This window comes from Flavobacterium sediminis, assembly GCF_003148385.1.
In the GTDB taxonomy this organism is placed as follows: Bacteria; Bacteroidota; Bacteroidia; order Flavobacteriales; family Flavobacteriaceae; genus Flavobacterium; species Flavobacterium sediminis.
In genome coordinates, this window is sequence record NZ_CP029463.1 from 2043069 (window position 1) to 2063085 (window position 20017).

Annotated in this window: 18 protein-coding genes, 2 tRNA genes and 1 pseudogene; 16 read left to right on the forward strand and 5 right to left on the reverse strand. The window is 36.0% G+C overall.

All coding sequences use genetic code 11. The features are described from left to right. Positions 1–149 precede the first annotated feature (149 nt). Entirely contained in the window at positions 150–866 is a 717-nt protein-coding gene (locus DI487_RS09465) for a murein L,D-transpeptidase catalytic domain family protein (RefSeq protein ID WP_245896337.1), read from the forward strand. On the opposite strand, the gene DI487_RS09470 is transcribed toward DI487_RS09465, so the two are convergent. Continuing rightward, positions 855–2447, reverse strand: a complete 1593-nt coding sequence (locus tag DI487_RS09470; protein ID WP_109569429.1) for a L,D-transpeptidase family protein — start codon at positions 2445–2447, stop codon at positions 855–857. The two genes, DI487_RS09465 and DI487_RS09470, sit on opposite strands and share 12 nt — an antisense overlap. A gap of 506 nt (positions 2448–2953) precedes the next feature. On the opposite strand from DI487_RS09470, the gene DI487_RS09480 reads away from it, so the two are divergent. Further along, positions 2954–3026 (forward strand) — tRNA-Gly (locus DI487_RS09480). Positions 3027–3055: 29 nt separating this feature from the next. After that, positions 3056–3128: transfer RNA gene (locus tag DI487_RS09485), tRNA-Gly, on the forward strand. A gap of 31 nt (positions 3129–3159) precedes the next feature. On the opposite strand, the gene pepE is transcribed toward DI487_RS09485, so the two are convergent. After that, a complete protein-coding gene (pepE, locus tag DI487_RS09490; protein WP_109569431.1) occupies positions 3160–3870 on the reverse strand; it encodes a dipeptidase PepE in 711 nt (236 codons plus the stop codon). Positions 3871–3977: 107 nt separating this feature from the next. On the opposite strand from pepE, the gene DI487_RS09495 reads away from it, so the two are divergent. The 6 genes from DI487_RS09495 (at position 3978) to DI487_RS09520 (ending at position 9390) form a co-directional block, all read left to right on the forward strand. Then, positions 3978–4718: a hypothetical protein gene (locus DI487_RS09495; RefSeq protein ID WP_109569432.1), complete on the forward strand. Its 741-nt coding sequence runs from the start codon at positions 3978–3980 to the stop codon at positions 4716–4718. After that, positions 4715–5563 (forward strand): carboxypeptidase-like regulatory domain-containing protein, encoded by an 849-nt coding sequence (locus DI487_RS09500; RefSeq protein WP_109569433.1) that lies wholly within the window; start codon positions 4715–4717, stop codon positions 5561–5563. Before DI487_RS09495 ends, DI487_RS09500 begins: the two co-directional genes overlap by 4 nt. Beyond that, complete coding sequence (locus DI487_RS09505) at positions 5550–6056, forward strand: DUF6702 family protein (protein ID WP_146193425.1); 507 nt, start codon at positions 5550–5552, stop codon at positions 6054–6056. Before DI487_RS09500 ends, DI487_RS09505 begins: the two co-directional genes overlap by 14 nt. Before the next feature lie 10 nt (positions 6057–6066). Further along, on the forward strand, positions 6067–8334 hold the full coding sequence (locus DI487_RS09510) for a M1 family metallopeptidase (RefSeq protein WP_109569435.1): 2268 nt from the start codon (positions 6067–6069) through the stop codon (positions 8332–8334). A 132-nt stretch (positions 8335–8466) separates the two neighbouring features. Then, positions 8467–8814: a Sec-independent protein translocase subunit TatA/TatB gene (locus tag DI487_RS09515; protein ID WP_109569436.1), complete on the forward strand. Its 348-nt coding sequence runs from the start codon at positions 8467–8469 to the stop codon at positions 8812–8814. Next, positions 8815–9390, forward strand: a complete 576-nt coding sequence (locus DI487_RS09520) for a phosphatase PAP2 family protein (protein ID WP_109569437.1) — start codon at positions 8815–8817, stop codon at positions 9388–9390. Here the strand turns inward: DI487_RS09520 and DI487_RS09525 are convergent. Then, positions 9374–10015, reverse strand: coding sequence for an O-methyltransferase (locus DI487_RS09525; RefSeq protein ID WP_109569438.1), 642 nt, complete (start codon positions 10013–10015; stop codon positions 9374–9376). The two genes, DI487_RS09520 and DI487_RS09525, sit on opposite strands and share 17 nt — an antisense overlap. A gap of 93 nt (positions 10016–10108) precedes the next feature. Here DI487_RS09525 and DI487_RS09530 point away from each other — a divergent pair, with 93 nt between their 5' ends. The 7 genes and pseudogenes from DI487_RS09530 (at position 10109) to dnaG (ending at position 18455) form a co-directional block, all read left to right on the forward strand. Next, positions 10109–11692 carry an FMN-binding glutamate synthase family protein gene (locus DI487_RS09530; protein ID WP_109569439.1) on the forward strand — a complete coding sequence of 528 codons (1584 nt, stop codon included), beginning with the start codon at positions 10109–10111 and terminating at the stop codon, positions 11690–11692. A 33-nt stretch (positions 11693–11725) separates the two neighbouring features. Then, a complete protein-coding gene (gene rlmN, locus DI487_RS09535) occupies positions 11726–12766 on the forward strand; it encodes a 23S rRNA (adenine(2503)-C(2))-methyltransferase RlmN (protein WP_109569440.1) in 1041 nt (346 codons plus the stop codon). A gap of 53 nt (positions 12767–12819) precedes the next feature. Beyond that, a pseudogene (locus DI487_RS09540) lies at positions 12820–13799 on the forward strand (polyprenyl synthetase family protein). A 188-nt stretch (positions 13800–13987) separates the two neighbouring features. Beyond that, positions 13988–14554, forward strand: coding sequence for an RNA polymerase sigma factor (locus DI487_RS09545; RefSeq protein ID WP_109569441.1), 567 nt, complete (start codon positions 13988–13990; stop codon positions 14552–14554). Beyond that, positions 14541–14885 (forward strand): hypothetical protein, encoded by a 345-nt coding sequence (locus tag DI487_RS09550; protein ID WP_146193427.1) that lies wholly within the window; start codon positions 14541–14543, stop codon positions 14883–14885. The genes DI487_RS09545 and DI487_RS09550 overlap by 14 nt, the downstream gene beginning before the upstream one ends. A 387-nt stretch (positions 14886–15272) precedes the next feature. Further along, the gene (locus tag DI487_RS09555) at positions 15273–16373 is read left to right on the forward strand and encodes a porin family protein (protein ID WP_109569443.1); all 1101 of its coding nucleotides are present in this window, start codon (positions 15273–15275) and stop codon (positions 16371–16373) included. Between the two features lie 99 nt (positions 16374–16472). Then, positions 16473–18455 (forward strand): DNA primase, encoded by a 1983-nt coding sequence (dnaG, locus tag DI487_RS09560; RefSeq protein ID WP_109570650.1) that lies wholly within the window; start codon positions 16473–16475, stop codon positions 18453–18455. Positions 18456–18458: 3 nt separating this feature from the next. On the opposite strand, the gene DI487_RS09565 is transcribed toward dnaG, so the two are convergent. Both DI487_RS09565 and nadE read right to left on the reverse strand, forming a co-directional pair. Further along, positions 18459–19088 carry a response regulator transcription factor gene (locus tag DI487_RS09565; RefSeq protein WP_109569444.1) on the reverse strand — a complete coding sequence of 210 codons (630 nt, stop codon included), beginning with the start codon at positions 19086–19088 and terminating at the stop codon, positions 18459–18461. Positions 19089–19167: 79 nt separating this feature from the next. Beyond that, positions 19168–19974, reverse strand: coding sequence for an NAD(+) synthase (gene nadE, locus DI487_RS09570; RefSeq protein ID WP_109569445.1), 807 nt, complete (start codon positions 19972–19974; stop codon positions 19168–19170). Positions 19975–20017: the final 43 nt, after the last annotated feature.

The following is a 20017-nucleotide window of genomic DNA, read 5'->3' on the forward strand; positions in this document are numbered from 1 at the left end:
TATCGATAAAAAGCAATTTTTTTCGATGAATAACAAAAAAAAGTTGCAAGAGAGAAAATAAATAAATAGATTTGGAAACATATTAATCGAAAATAACTGCTACGAATACAATGACTTATAAATTTTTGCCCCTACTAGTTTTAAGCTTAATGTCGTTTGCTCCCGTTTTCAGAGAAAAAGGAGTTTTAGAGAATAGAGTTACAATTGTTGACGCTTCGGATAATGGTACTGATCCCAAATTAGTAGCGGAAAATAAAAAAGCTTCTTTTGAGGCTAAATGTAAATCTTTTTACACTTCGATTGATAGTACTTCTTATGAGTTGCCACAATACGAAAGCTTTACAAAAGCTTTTGAAGGTTATGAGCAATTGAAAAATCAAGGAAAAATAAAAAATGAATATTTGACTATCGTCGATTTTAGCCTATCGTCAAAAGAAGATAGAATGTGGGTTATTGATATGGTAAACAAAAAAGTGGTTTTACAAACGTTAGTGGCACATGGTAGAAATTCAGGAGAAGATATGGCAACTAAGTTTTCAAATCAATCAGAATCTTATCAAAGCAGTTTAGGTTTTTATATTACAGGGGAAACTTATCAGGGAAAACACGGTTTGTCATTGCGTTTGGACGGAGTAGAATACGGAATAAATGACAATGCCCGCGACAGAGCAGTAGTAATTCACGGAGCAGATTATGTTTCAGAGTCTTTTGTGAAGTCTTATGGAAGGTTAGGAAGAAGCCAAGGTTGTCCGGCGGTTTCTTATGAGGTGCACGATAAATTGATTGAATTGATCAAGGATAAATCGTGTTTGTTCATCTACCATCCTTCCAGAAATTATGTAGTAAAATCAAAATTAGTTTCGTAATAGTTCAAATAATTTTTTGTCGTAACCGTACATATCATTACAGAAATAAAGTTGATTGCTTTTTGACCAATTTGTCCAGTACAGGAAAAACACATTAACAGTAGAATTTAAGTTGACAATTCTACTGTTTTTTTTGCTTAAAATAGAGTCGATCTCAGTCCTGTTCCATTTCTTAGCATCTTCTTTCTTTAAAATCATTTCAGCAAGATCCAAAGGTTTTTCAATTCGTACACACCCCGAACTCAAGGCCCTGGTCTCTCTTGAGAAATAATCCCTGTGATTGGTATCATGTAGATATACCAGATGGCGGTTGGGGAAATTAAATTTCACTAATCCTAAAGAATTGTTGTAACCGGATGTTTGTACATATCTAAAGGTTTTGGCTTTTTCAGGATTCCAGTCAGAAGGCGCTATAACTTCTCCGCTTTTATTAAAGATAGTAATCCTGTTTCGTTCAAAATATTCTCTATTTTTTGAGGCTGAAGGCGTCAGATCTTCTTTTATAATAGTCGGAGGAACCGTCCAAGTAGGGTTAAATACAAAGTTTGAAAGTTTAGAGGTTAAGACCGGAGTTTTACGTGATGGTTTTCCGACTACAATATTGTGTACTGAGATTGTATCTTTGTTTACGATATAGTAGATCTTATATTCCGGTAAATTAGCGATTAGATAATCACTGCCAAAATCATCAGGAAACCATTTCCAGCGTTCTAAATTAGCAAAAATCTGTTCTCTTCGTTCGCTTTTAGAATAGTTAAGAGCCTTAATAGTGCCGTTGCCTATTACTCCGTCTGGAATTAGTCCGTGACGGTTTTGAAATTTTTTTACGGCTAAATAAGTAATTGAATCATAGACCGCAGTGATGATGCTGTCTTTGGGTTTGTAGTCATTCCAATACGCCAATCTTTTTTTGATGTTGATCATAACGTCAATAGTATCGTTTAATTCAATTTTTTTAGCCAATTGAATCTTTTTAAAGTCAGTGTCAGGAAAAGCATTTAAAAGGACTAAGCTTTTTTTAATAGTACTGTAAACGTAATGTTGCGGTTTCAGAGAATCGAAAAGTTGAGAGACTTGTTTTTCCATAATAGCTTTCTCTAATCTTTTAGATAATGCAATTTTTTTCGGGTTCAGATCCCAGTCATCATATATTTTTTTCGGATTTAATTTACCGCCATGTAAATGATGCGCTAATTTTTCAAACATTTCTGTGAGTAGAAAATCGTATGCGATACTCTCGTCATCATTCAGTTCAGAATGTTTTTTTTCTAATTCAGAAAGTTTTGCGAATTCATAATCTTTAGAAAACAAACCATCCTTGCCACAATTCTCAATTTCGGACAGCAATGCTTTTCTGTTAATGCTGTTATACCAGATCTCTTTGTTTCGGAATAAATGATAATACAATCGAATAGAGTCACTTTTGTGTTCTAAAAGTGTTTCAGGAATCGGTCTTGCAATCTCTTCCGTTTCTTGATCTTTCAGTAAAGCATCATCTTCTGAAGTTGCTAAAGTGTTATTCTTGTTACAACTCAGGACTATAAATACAGAAACGTATAAAAAGTAATTTTTTAGCGGCATATACTATTTTAGTTTTTTAAACATTGCGCAGAGAGCACCTATAATTCTTAATCTCAAAACACGTGCCCAAAATTACACAATTTAATTTTTTGTAAAAATCTACTGCGTTTTTTTGTACTGGATGAAATGAGGCAATATTAAACTCAGTCGATTTTTTACCCCTCCTTCTATTACTAAAGATTCTAAACCTTGTTTTTGGTTGCGTGATGAAATTCTATTTAGCACTTTATTTGTAAAGCGCTCTAGTCGAATAGTAGTAGGCTTGTTACCGTTTAAAAAATGACAAATACTGAAAGTTTTTCCTTTAATAAGAACTTCGTGGCGAATAGAGGATATCTCTTTTGTAGAAAAAACGTTTACTACAATCATGATCTAAGGTGTTAAAAATTAAAATATTGGGTTTTGGAAGGGGTAAATTCGGAAAGGCTTTTTAAAGGTAATGTAAATTTTTTCAAAAAAAAATTTGCAAATCAATTATCTTTTGAAGTATATTTGCAGCCACAAATGCGGGAGTAGCTCAGTTGGTAGAGCGTCAGCCTTCCAAGCTGAATGTCGCGAGTTCGAACCTCGTCTCCCGCTCTTAAGTTTTACTGAATTAATAATTTTTTGCGGGAGTAGCTCAGTTGGTAGAGCGTCAGCCTTCCAAGCTGAATGTCGCGAGTTCGAACCTCGTCTCCCGCTCAAAGAAAGCCCTTTTTTACAAGGGCTTTTTTTATGTCAATAAAGTATTGATTTCAGTTTCAGGATCTACTTCAATTGCCGGACGATTGGTTGTAAACCAACGGGCTTTTAAATTTCCTTTTAAAATAATTTTGTCTCCTTTAACGTTTAGCCAGCTCCCTTCCCGTAGACCGATTACAGGTTGGGGATTAAACTGATGAAACTCATTGATGCGGGTTTCCCGGGTTTCGCCCATGTGGGTAGAATTTGTGTCCGGATCCAGATAATGTGGATTGATATTAAAAGGAACCATGCCTAATGTTCTGAAGCTTGGAGGATATACAATGGGCATGTCGTTAGTGGTTCCCATCGTTAAGCCACAAATGTTACTGCCGGCACTGGTACCTAAATAGGGTGTTCCGGTTTTTAGTTTTTCTTCTAATGCATCAATGACTTTAGTACGATACAGTTCACTTACTAATAAAAAAGTATTGCCGCCACCGGTAAAAATCCCTTCAGCTTTTTGAATGCCTTCAATCGGGTTGGTAAACTCGTGTAGTCCTATTATTTTCTTGCCTATTGTGTTAAAAGCTTGTCTTGCTTTTTCCGTATAGGCATCGTGTGAAATACCTCCCGGACGGGCGTAAGGAATAAAAACGATGGTTTCTGTCGAGGCAAAATGATTTTTGAGTTCAGGCAATAAATAGTCTAAATAATCTCCTTGATGTAAAGTGGAGGTACTTGCTATGATTAGATTCCTCATTTTTTAATTTTTTTCAAAATTACGATTTTGTTTAACATAAGTTTATCAAGTTCTTAGGAATTAATTGGCAGGGTGGCTTGGTATCTTTACCCTTGAAAAACAAATAAATGAGACAAAAAATACTTTTACTTCTTTTTTTAGTCCAATTTTCTTTTGCGCAACACAATTTTATTCTGAAGGGAAAAATAGTGTCACAGTCCTATCAATTGGAAGGCATTAATGTTGTAAATCAGACTCAGGATATTGGTGTGGCTACCCAACGTGGCGGATATTTTACAATAGAAGCAAAAGTGAATGATACCATTATTTTCAGTGCAATTAATTTGAGAGGAACGATGCACGTCGTAACAGAAGAAGATCAAACGAAAGAGTTGCTGTTTGTTCCGATGGAAGCGCTGGTTAATCAATTGAACGAAGTGGTGTTGACGGAATATAAGAGTATTACCACAGAATCTTTAGGGATAATTCCGAAAGGAATGAGGTCGTATACGCCTGCTGAACGAAAATTGAAACAGGCAACAGGGGGAGATAACCAATACGGGCTTAATTCCAGTGTTTCATTTGATGCGATTTTAAACGGAATATCAGGGCGAACGAGGATGCTGAAGAAGGAGTTAGAGGTTGAGAAAAGAGAAATGCTGCTGGAAAATGTAAAGTTGGATTACTCAGAAGAATATTTGACTAAAAACCTGAATATTCCGGGAGAACTGGTAGAGGGGTTCTTGTATTATCTGATAGAAGATAGGGAATTTGTAGCTGCTTATCGTTCAGATAATAAGACTATGTGTGAGTTTGTTCTTAACAAAGTAGCATCTCGATTTTTGGAACTTCAAAAAATAAAAAAATGATAAAACTACTACTCAAATTAACATTACTAATTTTTACATCTGTTTTTAGTTTACAAGCTCAGGAAAAAGAGCGAAAAGTCTTGAAAGGCAGAATTGTTTCTGATTCAACAGATGTTGAAAATGTTACGGTTATGAATAAGACAACAGGCTTAGCCGTTATGACCGATTTTGACGGGAAGTTTTCGATTAGAGCAAGAGAAAAAGATACGCTTTTGTTCAAAGCGGTTAGTTTTGTGTCTAAAGTTTACATTGTTACAGAAAGTGATTTTTGGGTAGAAGAATTTGAAATTCGATTGCATTATAAAATTAATGAATTAAATGAAGTTGTAGTAACGCCTTATAGTTTAACAGGTGATCTGAAGGAAGATACAAAGCGGATCAAAGTTTATGCACCGGATTTAAGTGGGATCGATTATGCTACACTTGTTTTTTCAGATGATAAATATAGTCCTGTGAAAAATGAGGCATTGCCTTCTACATTTAGCCCGTTGAGTGGTGTTAATTTTTTGGCTCTTTTCAATATGTTACTTCCGAACGCTAAGAAAAAAGACACCAGAGCTGAGAGGATGGAGAGAGACCGAAGGAGAGAGTTGTTGTCTCATTCTTTTTACGATTTGTTGCTGAGTAGGTATTCGCAAAATTTTATAGTTCAGAATTTTAAAATACCACAAAATGAAATTAACTTGTTCGTTGCTTTTGCTCAACCGGATAATGAGAAAATGTTTCATTTGATGAAGCCTGAGAACGAAATACAATTGATAGAGTATCTGATCAAAAAATCAGAAGAATACAAACGTAACAAAACGGAAGAAAAAGCTACTAATACAGAATATGAAAAAAAATAGAATAGCACTCACTTTTTTTTGTGCGGTTCTGGCATTGTTGTCATTTAGAGGTTTGCACAAATTTTATGTGTCAGTAACGCAAGTTGATTATAACCAAACGAAAGGAAGAATCGAAATATCGTCCCGGATCTTTATTGATGATCTGGAAAAAGTATTGGATAAAAAGTACAATCAAAAGTTAAATTTGGCGACCCGACAAGAGTCGTCTAAAGCAAAAGAATTAATAGCGCAATACGTAACTGAAAAGATGTCGGTTTTAGTGAATCACAAAGAAAAGAAACTCATTTTTTTAGGTTCCGAATATGAAGATGATGTGTTAATTTGCTATCTTAAAGTGGATTATTCTGAAAAAATAACTACTTTCGACCTTTATAACAGTTTGTTGACAGAGTTCTTTTCAGAACAGCAAAATATTGTACATACCAATATTAATAAAGTGAAAAAAAGCTTTTTGTTAACATTAAGCGATAAAACAGCCCATATAGAATATTAATTTTTAAAAGATGAAAAAGAATTTTTTATTTTCAGCTGCTTTAGTTTTTATGGCCTCGATTGCTATAGCACAGGAAACTAAAACAGAGGAAAACAGAAAACCCGGACATTACAACGAAAACAAGTTTCGTCAAATGTACGAAGAGATGGCTACCCCTAATATGTTCAGAACAGCATCAGGAGCTCCGGGGCCAGCTTATTATCAGCAAAAGGCTGATTACAAAATAAATGTGGAATTAGATGATAAGAACACGAAGCTTTTCGGTACAGAAACAATTACGTATCATAATAATTCGCCTGAAAATTTAGAATATTTATGGGTGCAGTTAGATCAGAATATGCGTGCTCCGGAATCAAAAACACCATTGGTGGAAAGCCAAAGAATGAGTCCGGCATTAACTCCTGACCGATTTGCAAAGCAATTTATGGAAGAGCCTTTTCAGGGAGGTTTTCATATCGATTATGTAAAAGATGCTAAAGGAAATGCAATGAGTTATACCATCAATCAAACGATGATGCGTATTAATCTGGCTCAGCCTTTAAAATCAGGAGATAAAATTTCATTTGCTATCAAATGGTGGTATAATATTAACAATTATCAGGTTGACGGAGGGCGTTCAGGTTATGAGCAGTTTGAGGACGGTAACCGCTTGTATGTAATTGCACAATTCTACCCGAGAATGGCTGTCTATAATGATGTGGAAGGTTGGCAAAATATGCAGTTTTGGGGAAGAGGAGAATTTGCGTTACCATTCGGAGATTTTGAAGTAAATATCACCGTTCCGGCAGATCATATCATGGAAGCAACTGGAGAGTTACAAAACCGCAAAGATGTATTCACTAAGGAACAACAAAATCGTTGGGAGTTAGCGCAAAAGACATACGATAAGCCTGTAGTGATTGTAACACAAGCAGAAGCAGAACAAACGGAAAAAGGTTTTTCCGATAAAAAGAAAACGTGGAAATTTAAAGCTAAAAGCGTTCGTGATTTCGGGTTCTCAACATCCAGAAAATTTATTTTAGATGCAATGGCAGTAAAGTTGGAAACAACAACCCCTATGGCAATTTCGCTATATCCTAAAGAAGCGAATCCGCTTTGGGGAGAATATTCGACAAGAGCTGTGGCACATACCTTAAAAACATATTCTCATTTTACATTTGATTTTCCGTATCCGAAAGCCGTATCCGTATCTGCTCAGGATCAGGGAATGGAATATCCGATGATCTGTTGGAATTTCGGACGTCCTGATAAAGACGGAAACTATACTGATAGAGTAAAATACGGAATGTTAGGAGTAATTATCCATGAAGTAGGACACAATTTCTTTCCGATGATCGTTAATTCGGATGAGAGACAATGGACATGGATGGACGAAGGATTGAATACCTTTGTGGAGTATTTAACCGAGAAATCGTTCGACCCTAATTTTCCTTTAGACAGAGGACCGGCTGATAAAATTGTACCTTATATGAGAGGAAATCAGGATTTTATTTCTCCGATCATGTCAAACTCTGAAAACATTTTTCAATTCGGGAATAATGCTTACGGTAAACCGGCAACAGGTTTAAACATCTTGAGAGAAACAATCATGGGACATGAGTTGTTTGACTATGCTTTTAAAACCTATGCAAACCGTTGGAAGTTCAAACACCCGACACCGGAAGATTTCTTCAGAACAATGGAAGACGCATCAGCAGTTGATTTGGATTGGTTCTGGAGAGGATGGTTCTATTCTACAGATTATGTAGATTTAGGAGTTAAGGATGTAAAACAATATTATGTTTCACTAGAGCCTACAGAGGAGATGAAAAACTTTGCGGCACGTAGAGGAAGATTTTTACGTGATATGGGGCCTTTTATTTATTTGGTAGACGAAACGAATAAAGAATTTAATCCGGTAACAAAAAAACCGTTTGAGGTTAAAGATGTTCAGATGTTAGAGGATTATTTAGATAAGAACCTTACAACTGAGGAGAAAGCAGCTTTGAACAAAGCACCGAAATATTTTTATGAAGTCGAATTTGAAAAACCGGGAGGAATGATCATGCCGATTATCGCAGAATTGCATTTTGAAGACGGATCAACGGAGTTGCATACCTTTCCGGCACAGATTTGGAGAAGAAACAATGAAACGGCAAAAAGAGTTTTTGCAACAGATAAAAAAATTGTAAAAATCCAATTAGACCCGAATTTAGAAACTGCAGATATAGATGTTTCAAACAACATGTGGCCAAAAGAAGAGTTGCCGTCTAAATTTGATGAATTAGATAAAAAATAATCTTTTGTTTTTAAAAATATAAAAGTCATCCTAAAGTCTTTTTACGTTTTGTAAATCCTTTAGGATGACTTTTTTTTAACACAAAATTGTTATTTATTCTTTGTACATTTGTTCTATTAAAAAGAAAAGAAAATGTTTGGAATTGGTGGAAGCGAGCTTATTTTTATCATATTTGTGGTATTAATGCTTTTCGGATCAGATAAGATCCCAGAATTTGCCCGTTCCTTAGGTAAGGGAATGGCGCAAATTAAAAATGCAACCAATGAGATCAAAAGCGAAATTCAGAAAGGAACCAAAGATACCGGTTTAGATATGAATTCGCTGACAGGAGGTATTACAGATGAAATAAAAAAAGCAAAAGAAGAAATTAATAAATCCGTTAACCCGTTAAGCAATATTACTTCAGATATTGAAAAACCTATTCAGCAGGCAAAAGAAGATATTGAGAATATGACCGGGCCGATAAAAAGACAACTCTAATTGGAACATATCCTTTCTCTTGACAAAGAATTATTCGTTTACCTAAATGGATTAGGTTCAGAAGCATTTGATCCTTTCTGGAAGATCATAACCAAACAATTTTACTGGGCACCCGTTTTCTTGTTGATTTTTTATGCGATGCAAAGAAAAGTAGGTTGGAAAAATCTGGGGATTATTGTTTTGTTTCTGGCAGTACTGATTACTTTTACTGACCAAACCACCAATTTGTTCAAGAATCATTTTCAACGCTTACGTCCCTGCAACGATCCCGAAATAAAAGATTTTATCCGAATCGTAGTCCATAGGAGTTCTTATAGTTTCTTTTCAGGACATGCAGCAAGTTCAATGTCGAGTACCATGTTCATTGTTCTTATTCTTAGAAAATATTATAAATACGCCTTTTTATTATTCTTATTTCCGTTAATATTTGCCTACAGTCGCATCTATTTAGGATTGCATTTTCCGGGAGATATCCTGACAGGATATGTTTTCGGAGGTCTTTCTGGTGCAGTATTTTTTAAGTTGTACCAATTGTTTCAAAAACGAACAGGTGATCGTTTTAAACTACCCGACTAACAGTTAAGCCGTCACGAATAGGAAGTAAAACTGTTTCTACCCGAGGGTCTTCTTTCAGTAGTTTGTTGTATTCTAAAAGAATAAGAGTAGATTTGTCATTAGACTTTATTTCGTCAAGAATTTTACCGCTCCACAAAACATTGTCGCTGAGAATAATACCGCCTTTGTTCATCATAGGTACAATGGCATGGAAGTAATTGATGTAGTTCTGCTTGTCGGCATCAATGAAAACCAGATCAAATTTTTTATTTAGCGAAGGAATGATATCCAGTGCATTTCCTAAATGTTGGAAGATTTGATCTTTGTATTCCGAAGCATCAAAATATTTTTTTTGAAAATCATACAATTCTTCATTGTTATCAATAGTATCCAACGTTCCGTTCTTAGCCAACCCTTCGGCGAGACAAAGCGTAGCATAACCGGTATAAGTTCCTATTTCTAAAATGTGTTCAGGTTGAATGATCTTAGAAAGCATGCTCAATACTCTACCCTGAAAATGCCCGCTGATCATTCGCGGTTGCAAGATCTTCTGATGTGTTTCTTTATTGAGCTTTGCTAATAACTCCGGTTCGTTTTCTGAATGCTTTGCTACGTAATGTTCTAATTCTTCCGAAATAAAGTGCATGTTCCGATGATTTTTAGGCAAAATTACAAATTCCCCTTCATTACATCATTTAGATTTAATAATTTTACTCAAATTCAATTCAAATCCAATAAAATGCGAAAAGCTTTTCTTGTTTTTTCAATCACATCCTTATCGATTATTGCAATTTTAGGCTATGTTAACCTGAAATTCCTGTTGTTATTGCTCATTTTTGTACCTCTGATCTTAATGGGGTTATATGATATGTACCAGTCTAAACATACTATCCGGAATAATTTTCCGCTTTTAGGACGCGTACGCTATTTGTTGGAAGAGATCGGTCCTGAAATGCGACAATATTTTATAGAAACGGATACTGCGGGAAAGCCTTTTAACCGTTTAGAAAGAGGTATGATCTACCAGAGAAGTAAAAGCGTTTCGGCTAACAAACCTTTCGGAACGCAACTAGATGTTTATAATGTCGGTTACGAATGGATCAACCATAGTATGAACGCACTTCCGTTTAATAAATTGGCTGAGAACCCCAGAGTAAAGATCGGGTCTTCTCAATGTAGCCAACCTTATTTCGCCAGCATGTTCAATATTAGTGCTATGAGCTATGGTTCGTTGAGTAAGAATGCAGTTCAGGCTTTAAATGCAGGGGCAAAAGCGGGAGATTTTTACCATAATACAGGAGAAGGAGGCTTGTCTCCGTATCATTTAGAGAGTGGCGGAGATGTAGTTTGGAACATTGGAACCGGATATTTCAGTACCCGTACGTCAGATGGGAAGTTTTCAGTTGAGGAGTTTGAAAAAAGGGCAATACTGGATAATGTTAAGATGATTGAGATCAAGTTCTCTCAGGGAGCTAAGCCGGGGCACGGGGGTATTTTGCCCAAAGCAAAAGTAACAGATGAGATAGCACACATTCGCTTGGTGACGAAAGGTAATGATGTAGTGTCGCCACCTAAACATTCGGCATTCAGTACACCTTTGGAATTAATGGAATTTGTAAAATTATTACGTGAAAAATCGGGAGGAAAACCCATTGGAATGAAGTTGTGTGTGGGGAATAAATCCGAGTTTATCGCAATTTGTAAAGCAATGATCGCTACTAAAACCTATTTTGATTTCATTACAGTCGATGGCGGAGAAGGTGGAACAGGTGCTGCACCGCCTGAATATTCTGATCATGTAGGGATGCCGCTTCGGGATGCTATTGCTTTTGTATATGACTGTTTAAAAGGATTCGGATTGAAGAATGAGATCAAAATTATAGCCAGCGGAAAAGTAGTTTCCGGTTTCGATATTATCAGAGCGTTGTCTCTTGGTGCCGATTTATGCAATTCAGCACGAGGAATGATGATGGCTTTGGGATGTATCCAAGCCTTAGAATGCCATGCAAATACGTGTCCTACTGGCGTTGCGACACAAGATCCGGATCTGGTAAAAGGTTTGGTCCCTCAGGAGAAGAGCGTTCGGGTGGCTCAATATCAGAAAGAAACAGTTCATAGTGCTTTGGAATTAATGGCTTCCGCAGGCTTACACCATCCCGATGAAGTAACAAGAGATGTGGTAAGTACAAGGGTAGAGCACAACAAGGTAGAAACTTTTGCAGAAACGTTTCCGGAAGTTAAAGAGGGATGTTTATTAAATCCGGAATCTGTACCGAATAGGTTGTATTACTTTTGGAAAAAAGCTAGCGTAGAAAGATTTTAGTGAAAACTGAGCCGACTTTATTACCTTTGCATCATGCAAACGGAGAAAAAAGACATACGTGCTTTGACCAAAGAGCAATTGCGCGATTTTTTTACAGCTAACGGAGATAAAGCTTTTCGGGGCAATCAGGTATATGAATGGCTGTGGCAAAAAAGAGCGCACTCTTTTGAAGATATGACCAATGTCTCAAAAGAAACCAGAGCTATGCTTGAAGCTAATTTTGTAATCAATCATATAAAAGTAGATACCATGCAACGCAGTTCCGACGGAACGGTTAAGAATGCGGTAAGGCTACACGATGATTTGATTGTGGAATCGGTTTTGATCCCGACCGAAAAGCGAACTACAGCTTGTGTTTCTAGTCAGGTAGGGTGTAGTTTAGATTGTAATTTCTGTGCTACGGCTACATTAAAAAGAATGCGAAACCTTAATCCTGATGAGATCTACGATCAGGTAGCGGCTATTGATAATGAAAGTCGTTTGTACCACGGGCACCCTTTATCAAATATTGTTTTTATGGGAATGGGAGAGCCGTTGATGAACTATCCTAATGTAATGAAAGCAATTGAAAAGATCACTTCTCCGGAAGGTTTGGGAATGTCCCCGAAACGGATTACCGTATCTACTTCAGGAATTTCTAAGATGATCAAAAAGATGGCTGATGACGAAGTTAAATTCAAGTTGGCAGTATCATTGCATTCAGCGGTAGAGGAAATCAGAAATGAGATCATGCCGTTTACTAAAAATTTCCCGCTGACTGACTTGAGGGAAGCTTTGGAATATTGGTATAAAAAGACCAAGAGTAAAGTAACCTACGAATATGTAGTCTGGAGAGGAATAAACGATGATAAAAGGTCGATAGATGCCTTGGTAAAGTTTTGTAAATATGTTCCGTGTAAAGTAAATCTGATCGAATATAACCCGATAGATGACGGAATGTTCCAGCAAGCATCAGAACAGGCCGTTCAAAACTATATTACGGCATTAGAACATCATAACATTATAGTAAAAGTAAGAAGAAGTCGCGGAAAGGATATTGATGCGGCTTGCGGACAGTTAGCTAATAAATCATAATTATGATTCTCATATTTGTAATATCGCAAGATTTAGCTACATTTGGCTTCTAAATGAAAATAGTAGAGCAGATAAAACAACCTATTGCCACCGAGATGGAGCTTTTTGAAAAAAAGTTCCTTGAATCGATGTCTTCAAAAGTGGCACTGCTCAATAGGATCACCTATTATATCGTAAACCGAAAAGGAAAACAAATGCGTCCGATGTTTGTTTTCTTAACAGCTAAAATGATTTCCGGAGGAACTATTAACGACAGAACATATCGCGGGGCTTCAGTAATTGAGTTGATCCATACGGCTACATTGGTGCATGACGATGTAGTGGATGACAGTAACAAACGCAGAGGTTTTTTCTCCATCAATGCTCTTTGGAAAAATAAAATTGCGGTTTTAGTTGGCGATTATTTGTTGTCTAAAGGTCTTTTGCTTTCTATTGATAATGGTGATTTTGATTTGTTGCGAATTATTTCTGTTGCCGTTCGTGAAATGAGTGAGGGCGAGTTGTTGCAAATAGAAAAAGCCCGGCGTTTAGATATTACCGAAGAAGTATATTACGAGATCATTCGTCAAAAAACAGCAACACTTATAGCGGCATGTTGTGCTTTAGGGCTTGTTCCGTTGAACCGGAACACACAGAATTGATCGAGAAAATGCGTAAATTCGGAGAATTGATCGGGATGGCTTTTCAGATCAAAGATGATTTATTTGATTATACTGATGATGCTATCGGAAAACCAACAGGGATCGACATTAAAGAGCAAAAAATGACTTTGCCTTTGATTTACGCATTAAACAATTCTTCTGAACAAGAGAAGAAATGGCTGATCAACTCAGTAAAAAACCACAATAAGGATAAAAAAAGAGTAAAAGAAGTTATTGAGTTTGTTAAAAAACAAGGTGGACTTACGTATGCTGAAGAAAAAATGATAACTTTTCAACAAGAAGCTTTGGCATTAATTCAGGATTTTCCTCCTTCTCCTTATAAAAATTCACTGACCTTAATGGTGAATTACGTTATTGAACGTAAAAAATAATTTCATTAAAATACTGTAATTTAGTGTTTTGTGAATTGTTTTTATTGAAAGATATATTTTTTTCATACATCATACAACTATTTTAAACCCCATCTCGTCTATACTAATAGAAACGAATTTGTCAGGTAATCAAAAGAGAATTTTTAAAAATTTGATTTAAAACTTGAAGACGAATATTGAATTTGTAAGTGAAAGTAATCAATTTACATAGAGACGAAAATAAGACCATTCAGCAGGCTATAGTCCATAACAGGCAGGCGCAAAGGATATTGTATGAAAAATATTCACCTAAAATGTTGAGCGTTTGTCGTCAGTATGTAAAAGATGTACAGCATGCAGAAGATGTAATGATCACAGCATTTATGAAAGTTTTTACCAACCTAGGTCGATATGAGAATAAAGGAAGTTTTGAAGGTTGGATACGAAGAATCATGATTCATGAATGTATTGATTTTCTCAGAGTAAAGAAAAATTTTATCTCACATGATGCTATTGACGTATTATCTGACGGGCAAGAGATCTCTTTAGAAACAACAGATTTCTCAGTTGATGATATTCAGTATCTGATTGATAATTTACCGGACGGGTGTCGAACCGTTTTTAATCTTTATGCAGTAGAAGGATACAAACATCAGGAAATAGCCAAGATGTTGAATATTAACGAAGGGACGTCAAAATCACAACTGGCACATGCGCGCAAATTACTGCAAAATAAAATTAACCTGTTAAAAGCTAATGAAAATGGAACGGAATAAATTTGAAAGAATAGCTAAAGGAAAGTTGGCGAAAAGAGAGATGAAACCTTCTGATGTTGCCTGGGACAGATTGGACGCAATGTTGGCGACTCAGGAACAACCTAAAAAGAAACGTAATTTCTGGTTTTATATAGCGGCATCGTTATTTGTGGTTCTCGGAGTTTCTTATTGGTTCACGAAGTCGGATAATAGCGAAATGATAATTCCGGAACATAATATAGTTACAGCACCGGAGGTACAAGCGAAAGAAATTAAAGAGAATCCTGAAAAGAAGTTGTTGCCCCGAAATAGTATTACAAAGACAACAAAGTATTGCCCAAAAAGAAGATAAGGTTGTCGTTCCTTTAGAGAATATTCAGGAAACAGTTGTTGCGGAAAATGTTGAAACGGTAGTTATTCCTTCTGCTTCAGAAATACAAGCAGAAAGAGAAGAAGTAGCATATCATTATGTTACTCCGGAAGAATTATTAGCAGCTGTTGAAGGAGGCGACACTAAAAAAGTTGTTTCGGAGAAAACTAGCAATAAAAAAAGCAAACTAAATGTCAATGCTGAAGAGCTTTTATCGTCTGTTGAGGGCGAAATTAAAACAGAATATAGAGAAAGTACTTTGAATAAGATCAGTAAAAACTACAATAAAGTAAGATCGGCATTAGCTAGCAGGAATTATCAGGAATAAATAGTCAATCATCATAATCATTAATTAAAAAACGAACAGTTATGCAAAAAATTATTCTATACACGGTTGTAGTCTTGTTAACCGTTATCTGTAAAATAAGCGCTCAGGAAAAAGATTCGCTGGAGGTGAAGGTAACTAAAAGCTTTGAATTGCAAGCCAAAGAAATAGCTAACAATATTCAAATTATTACAACGGAAGAGAAGAAAGCATTAAAAGAAGAAGTGGCAGCTATTGACAAGCAAATTGAAGAAGGTAAGATCACCAAAGAAAAAGGAGACGAACTGAAATTGGGAATTGCCAAAGAAAGAGCTCAGAATATTGAGACAAAAGTAGCCGCTGAAGAAGCCAGATTGTCTCAATTGGTTCAGGATAAAGTGGATGGAAGATTAAGAGAAACAGAGCAAGATATCGATACAATACAATTAAGAAAAGGCCGGCTTATAATTAGCTTTGAACCTTCCAGAGGAAAATCAAGAAAAGAATATAAACCAAGATCAGAAAGACGAACAACGACTCAGTTTGTATTTGCAGCAGGTTTAAATAATGTGGTGACAAACGGAGAGAGTTTTAACAAATCGGATTTTAGAGTTTGGGGTTCACATTTTTACGAATGGGGTTTAACCTTAAATTCTCGAATTCTTAAAGATCACAATCTGTTACACGCCAAATACGGTTTGTCGCTTATGTACAATAATTTACGTCCGACAGATAATCAGTACTTTGTAAAAAACGGAGATGTAACGGAATTACAAACAGGAACAGTTGATTTTGATGAATCGCGATTAAGAAATGTGTATTTAACAGTGCCACTTCATTTAGAATTCGATTTTACACCAAAAAAAGTAGATAAGGACGGAGAAAGCTATTTCAGAACGCATGAGTCATTCCGTGTTGGAATCGGAGGGTATGCCGGAGTTCGGGTAAAATCAAAACAGATCCTGAAATATAAGGAAGACGATCAAAGAATTAAAACGAAGCAAAAAGGCGACTTCAACGTTTCTGATTTTAATTACGGCTTAAGCGCCTATATCGGTTACGGAGAAATAAGCTTCTATGCTAAATATGATATTAATCCATTATTTAAAGACAATGCGGTAGATCAAAACAATATCTCCTTTGGAGTACGGTTTGATATTAATTAAAAAATTTGGGTTTAGTTTAAAAAAGCCTGTAAGGAAGAAAACCTTGCAGGTTTTTTTATGGAACTTTGTATCTTTGAATCTTGCAAAGAATTATTCAGTTTGATTTCACAAAGTACTATAGACACTGTTTTTGAAACCGCCCGTGTAGAGGAGGTGATCGGAGATTTCGTGCAATTAAAACGCGCTGGTAGTAATTTAAAAGGACTTAGTCCGTTTGTTGACGAAAAAACGCCCTCTTTTATGGTGTCTCCGGTAAAACAGATATGGAAAGATTTTAGTTCCGGAAAAGGGGGCAATGCCGTAACTTTTTTAATGGAACACGAACATTTCAGTTATCCGGAAGCTATTCGGTATTTAGCGAAAAAGTATAATATTGAGATCGAAGAAACCGAGCAATCTTCTGAAGAAGTAGCCGTTGCAAATGAAAAAGAAAGCATGTATCTGGTTTCAGAGTTTGCCGGAAAATATTTCCATGATATTTTACAAAATTCGGAAGAAGGAAAAGCAATCGGGCTAACTTATTTTAAAGAAAGAGGTTTTTCTCAGGATACTATTGAAAAATTCGGTTTAGGCTATTCTCCCAATGTTTGGGATGCTTTTACCAAAGAAGCTATAGATAAGGGCTATCAACTGGAATTTTTAGAAAAAACCGGACTAACCATAGTAAAAGAAGACAAACAGTTCGATCGTTTTAAAGGTCGGGTGATGTTCCCGATACAAAGTATGAGCGGGCGGGTGTTAGGTTTCGGTGGTCGGATCCTGACCAATGATAAAAAAGCCGCAAAGTATCTTAATTCGCCTGAGAGTGAAATCTATCATAAGAGTAAAGTACTGTATGGAATTTATCACGCTAAACAAGCCATTGCTAAGCAGGACAATTGTTATCTCGTTGAAGGGTATACTGATGTAATTCAGTTCAATCAGGCAGGAATTGAAAATGTAGTAGCATCTTCAGGAACCGCTTTAACACCTGATCAGATCAATCTGGTAAAACGGCTGACTAAAAACATGACGGTTCTTTTTGATGGCGATGCAGCAGGTTTGCGAGCATCTATACGAGGGATCGACCTGATCTTGGAAGCCGGAATGAACGTTCGAGTGTGTGCATTTCCGGACGGAGAAGATCCGGATAGTTTTGCCAAAAAAACACCTCTTGAAGAGTTAGTTCGTTATTTGGAGGAAAATGCTAAAGATTTTATCCAGTTCAAAGCTTCACTTTTAATGAAAGAAGCGAATAACGATCCTATTAAGAAAGCGGATTTGATTCGTGATATGGTAGTTAGTATCTCTAAGATATCCGATAGGATCAAAAGAGAAGTTTATATGCAGGAATGTTCCAGAATTATGGATATATCGGAAGATGTATTGTTCAATACTTTAGCACAGATCGATAAAAAGGAAATTGCCGATGCCAATAAAAAGTTTAAAGCAGAACAGAAAGAAAAGGCCTTTGATGTTGTCAAGAATGAAAATTTTCAACAACAAACGAAAGTAAATATTCAATTCGAACTGGAGCAAAAAATAATTGAAATTCTGTTATTGTATGGAAATACAGAAGAAGAGTTTGAGGATGTTTTTCTAAAGGCAGATGAAGAAGGAGAATTAACAGAGGTAAAAGAATATCGCAAGTATAAAGTTTTTCAGCGGATTTATATGAGTTTGCAGGAAGACGAGATAGAATTAGCTAATCCGGTTTTTAAAGCTATTTATACCGATCTGATCAACTATTACAATCAGACGGATGAGTTCCATATGGAACAATATTTAATGCAGTTACAACCTGAAATAGCAGGCGAGGTAACGTCTATTCTGATGAATGAGGAAAAAGAGACCTTACACAATTGGGAAGTTAAACAGATATTTGTAAAACAGAAAGAGCAAACCATTGCTCAGTATGTGACCGAAACAATCCTGTCGTTAAGATGGTATTGGGTAAATAGTATTGTAGAAGAATTAAAACAATCGATAGGTCATGAAACAGACAAAGACAATGCGGAAACATTGTCTTTGGTAATAGATTATTTAGGACTCACTAACGTTTTTGCTAAAAAGCTCGGCAGAGTAATGAGTCGTTACAGTTAAAAGTTAAATTACATCTAAAGTTTTAGCTTTGTTTAAAAGATCAACTAAGTTGGTAACATTTAATTTAGCTAATAAACGTAATTTATACGTACTGATGGTTTTTTCATCTAGTTTTAAGATCTCGGCAATTTCTTTGTTTTTCTTTCCGTCATTCAAATAACGCAAAACTTCAACTTCTCTGGCTGAAAGTTTTTTAAACAAACGATCTGCTTTTTTACCTTTGCTTAAAACTTCAATTTTCTTTTTCACATCTTCACTAACAACAACTTCTCCTTTTTTAACTTTGTAAATAATGTTTTCAAGTTCTTTTAAAGAAGCATTTTTAGAAACATAAGCAGAGACTCCTGCTTTAACAGCTGTTGGTGCATACATTTTTTCAGAAACTGTGGTATAAAGAACAATTCTTGAACCCGGGAATTCTTTTAATAATTCTTTAATGTCGCGAATGCTTGAAATACCACTAAGCTCGATGTCTAATAAAATTACATCGATCTTTTTGTCTTCTAAAATGTTCACTAATTCATCTAGATCCGATGCTTGAGCTACAACCTCGATGTCCGCATTTTCTTTAAAATACGTTTTTAGTCCATAACGAACAATGGGTTGATTGTCGGCGGTACAAACTCTAATCATTTTTTTAATAATTTGGTTAATAATAGTAGGGGTACAAATATAGTGATAAAAATGTAAATTCCTGTTAATTACGTAATTATTATTTAAAATTTTTCGGAATTATGCAAATTGGGATAGGAATCATCTTATGCTGATTGATAGTGTTTAGTCGTTTGAAAATGGTGAAAACTTCGGCTTGACGCCCATTGAAATCGTTTGCGGACTTACCGGACTCGTTTTGTTCCATTGCCCATTCCAGTTCGTCATAACTTGCTCCGATCTGATCTTCATCCGATAAATCATTTTCATATAAACCATCCGAAGGTTTCGCCGTTAAAATACTGTTGGGAACATTTAAAAACTCAGCTAAAGCCCGTACTTCGCTCTTAACTAAATCGGCAATGGGACTTAGATCTACGCCTCCGTCGCCATATTTTGTGTAAAACCCAACACCGAAATCTTCTACTTTATTTCCTGTTCCGGCGACTAAAAATCCGTTTAATCCGGCAAAATAATAAAGAGTGGTCATTCGCAATCGGGCTCTTGTATTGGCAAGCGTGATGTCATAGGATTTGTTGTTTTCGTCTTTTTCAACCTGACTCAGGAAAGTGTCAAAAACAGGTGTCAGATCAGTGTAGGCTTTGCTTACATTTGGAAAACGTTCACGCAATTGTGTAATGTGCTCGTTGGCTCTGTCCACGTGGCTCTTGTGTTGATGAATGGGCATTTCTACACATAAAGTTGGTAAGCCGGTTTGTGCGCAGAGAGTCGATGTCAGAGCACTGTCGACTCCACCTGATATACCTACAACAAAGCCTTTCACATTAGCGTTAGTTGCGTAGTCGTAAAGCCATTTTACAATATGTTCGTTAATTTTTTCGGGGTTAAAAGTTGCTGATACACTCATTTTTTATATTTTTTTGTACTATAACTGTATATTTGCCGTTACT

What these genes read in the sequence shown, in the direction of transcription:
- DI487_RS09495 (WP_109569432.1), top strand. Translation starts at nt 3,978, where the DNA reads ATGAGACAAAAAATACTTTTACTTCTTTTTTTAGTCCAATTTTCTTTT.
- rlmN (WP_109569440.1), top strand. Translation starts at nt 11,726, where the DNA reads ATGCAAACGGAGAAAAAAGACATACGTGCTTTGACCAAAGAGCAATTG.
- DI487_RS09525 (WP_109569438.1), bottom strand. Translation starts at nt 10,015, where the DNA reads ATGCACTTTATTTCGGAAGAATTAGAACATTACGTAGCAAAGCATTCA.
- DI487_RS09510 (WP_109569435.1), top strand. Translation starts at nt 6,067, where the DNA reads ATGAAAAAGAATTTTTTATTTTCAGCTGCTTTAGTTTTTATGGCCTCG.
- nadE (WP_109569445.1), bottom strand. Translation starts at nt 19,974, where the DNA reads ATGAGTGTATCAGCAACTTTTAACCCCGAAAAAATTAACGAACATATT.
- DI487_RS09505 (WP_146193425.1), top strand. Translation starts at nt 5,550, where the DNA reads ATGAAAAAAAATAGAATAGCACTCACTTTTTTTTGTGCGGTTCTGGCA.
- DI487_RS09550 (WP_146193427.1), top strand. Translation starts at nt 14,541, where the DNA reads ATGGAACGGAATAAATTTGAAAGAATAGCTAAAGGAAAGTTGGCGAAA.
- DI487_RS09465 (WP_245896337.1), top strand. Translation starts at nt 150, where the DNA reads ATGTCGTTTGCTCCCGTTTTCAGAGAAAAAGGAGTTTTAGAGAATAGA.
- pepE (WP_109569431.1), bottom strand. Translation starts at nt 3,870, where the DNA reads ATGAGGAATCTAATCATAGCAAGTACCTCCACTTTACATCAAGGAGAT.
- DI487_RS09500 (WP_109569433.1), top strand. Translation starts at nt 4,715, where the DNA reads ATGATAAAACTACTACTCAAATTAACATTACTAATTTTTACATCTGTT.
- DI487_RS09565 (WP_109569444.1), bottom strand. Translation starts at nt 19,088, where the DNA reads ATGATTAGAGTTTGTACCGCCGACAATCAACCCATTGTTCGTTATGGA.
- DI487_RS09530 (WP_109569439.1), top strand. Translation starts at nt 10,109, where the DNA reads ATGCGAAAAGCTTTTCTTGTTTTTTCAATCACATCCTTATCGATTATT.
- DI487_RS09515 (WP_109569436.1), top strand. Translation starts at nt 8,467, where the DNA reads ATGTTTGGAATTGGTGGAAGCGAGCTTATTTTTATCATATTTGTGGTA.
- DI487_RS09555 (WP_109569443.1), top strand. Translation starts at nt 15,273, where the DNA reads ATGCAAAAAATTATTCTATACACGGTTGTAGTCTTGTTAACCGTTATC.
- DI487_RS09470 (WP_109569429.1), bottom strand. Translation starts at nt 2,447, where the DNA reads ATGCCGCTAAAAAATTACTTTTTATACGTTTCTGTATTTATAGTCCTG.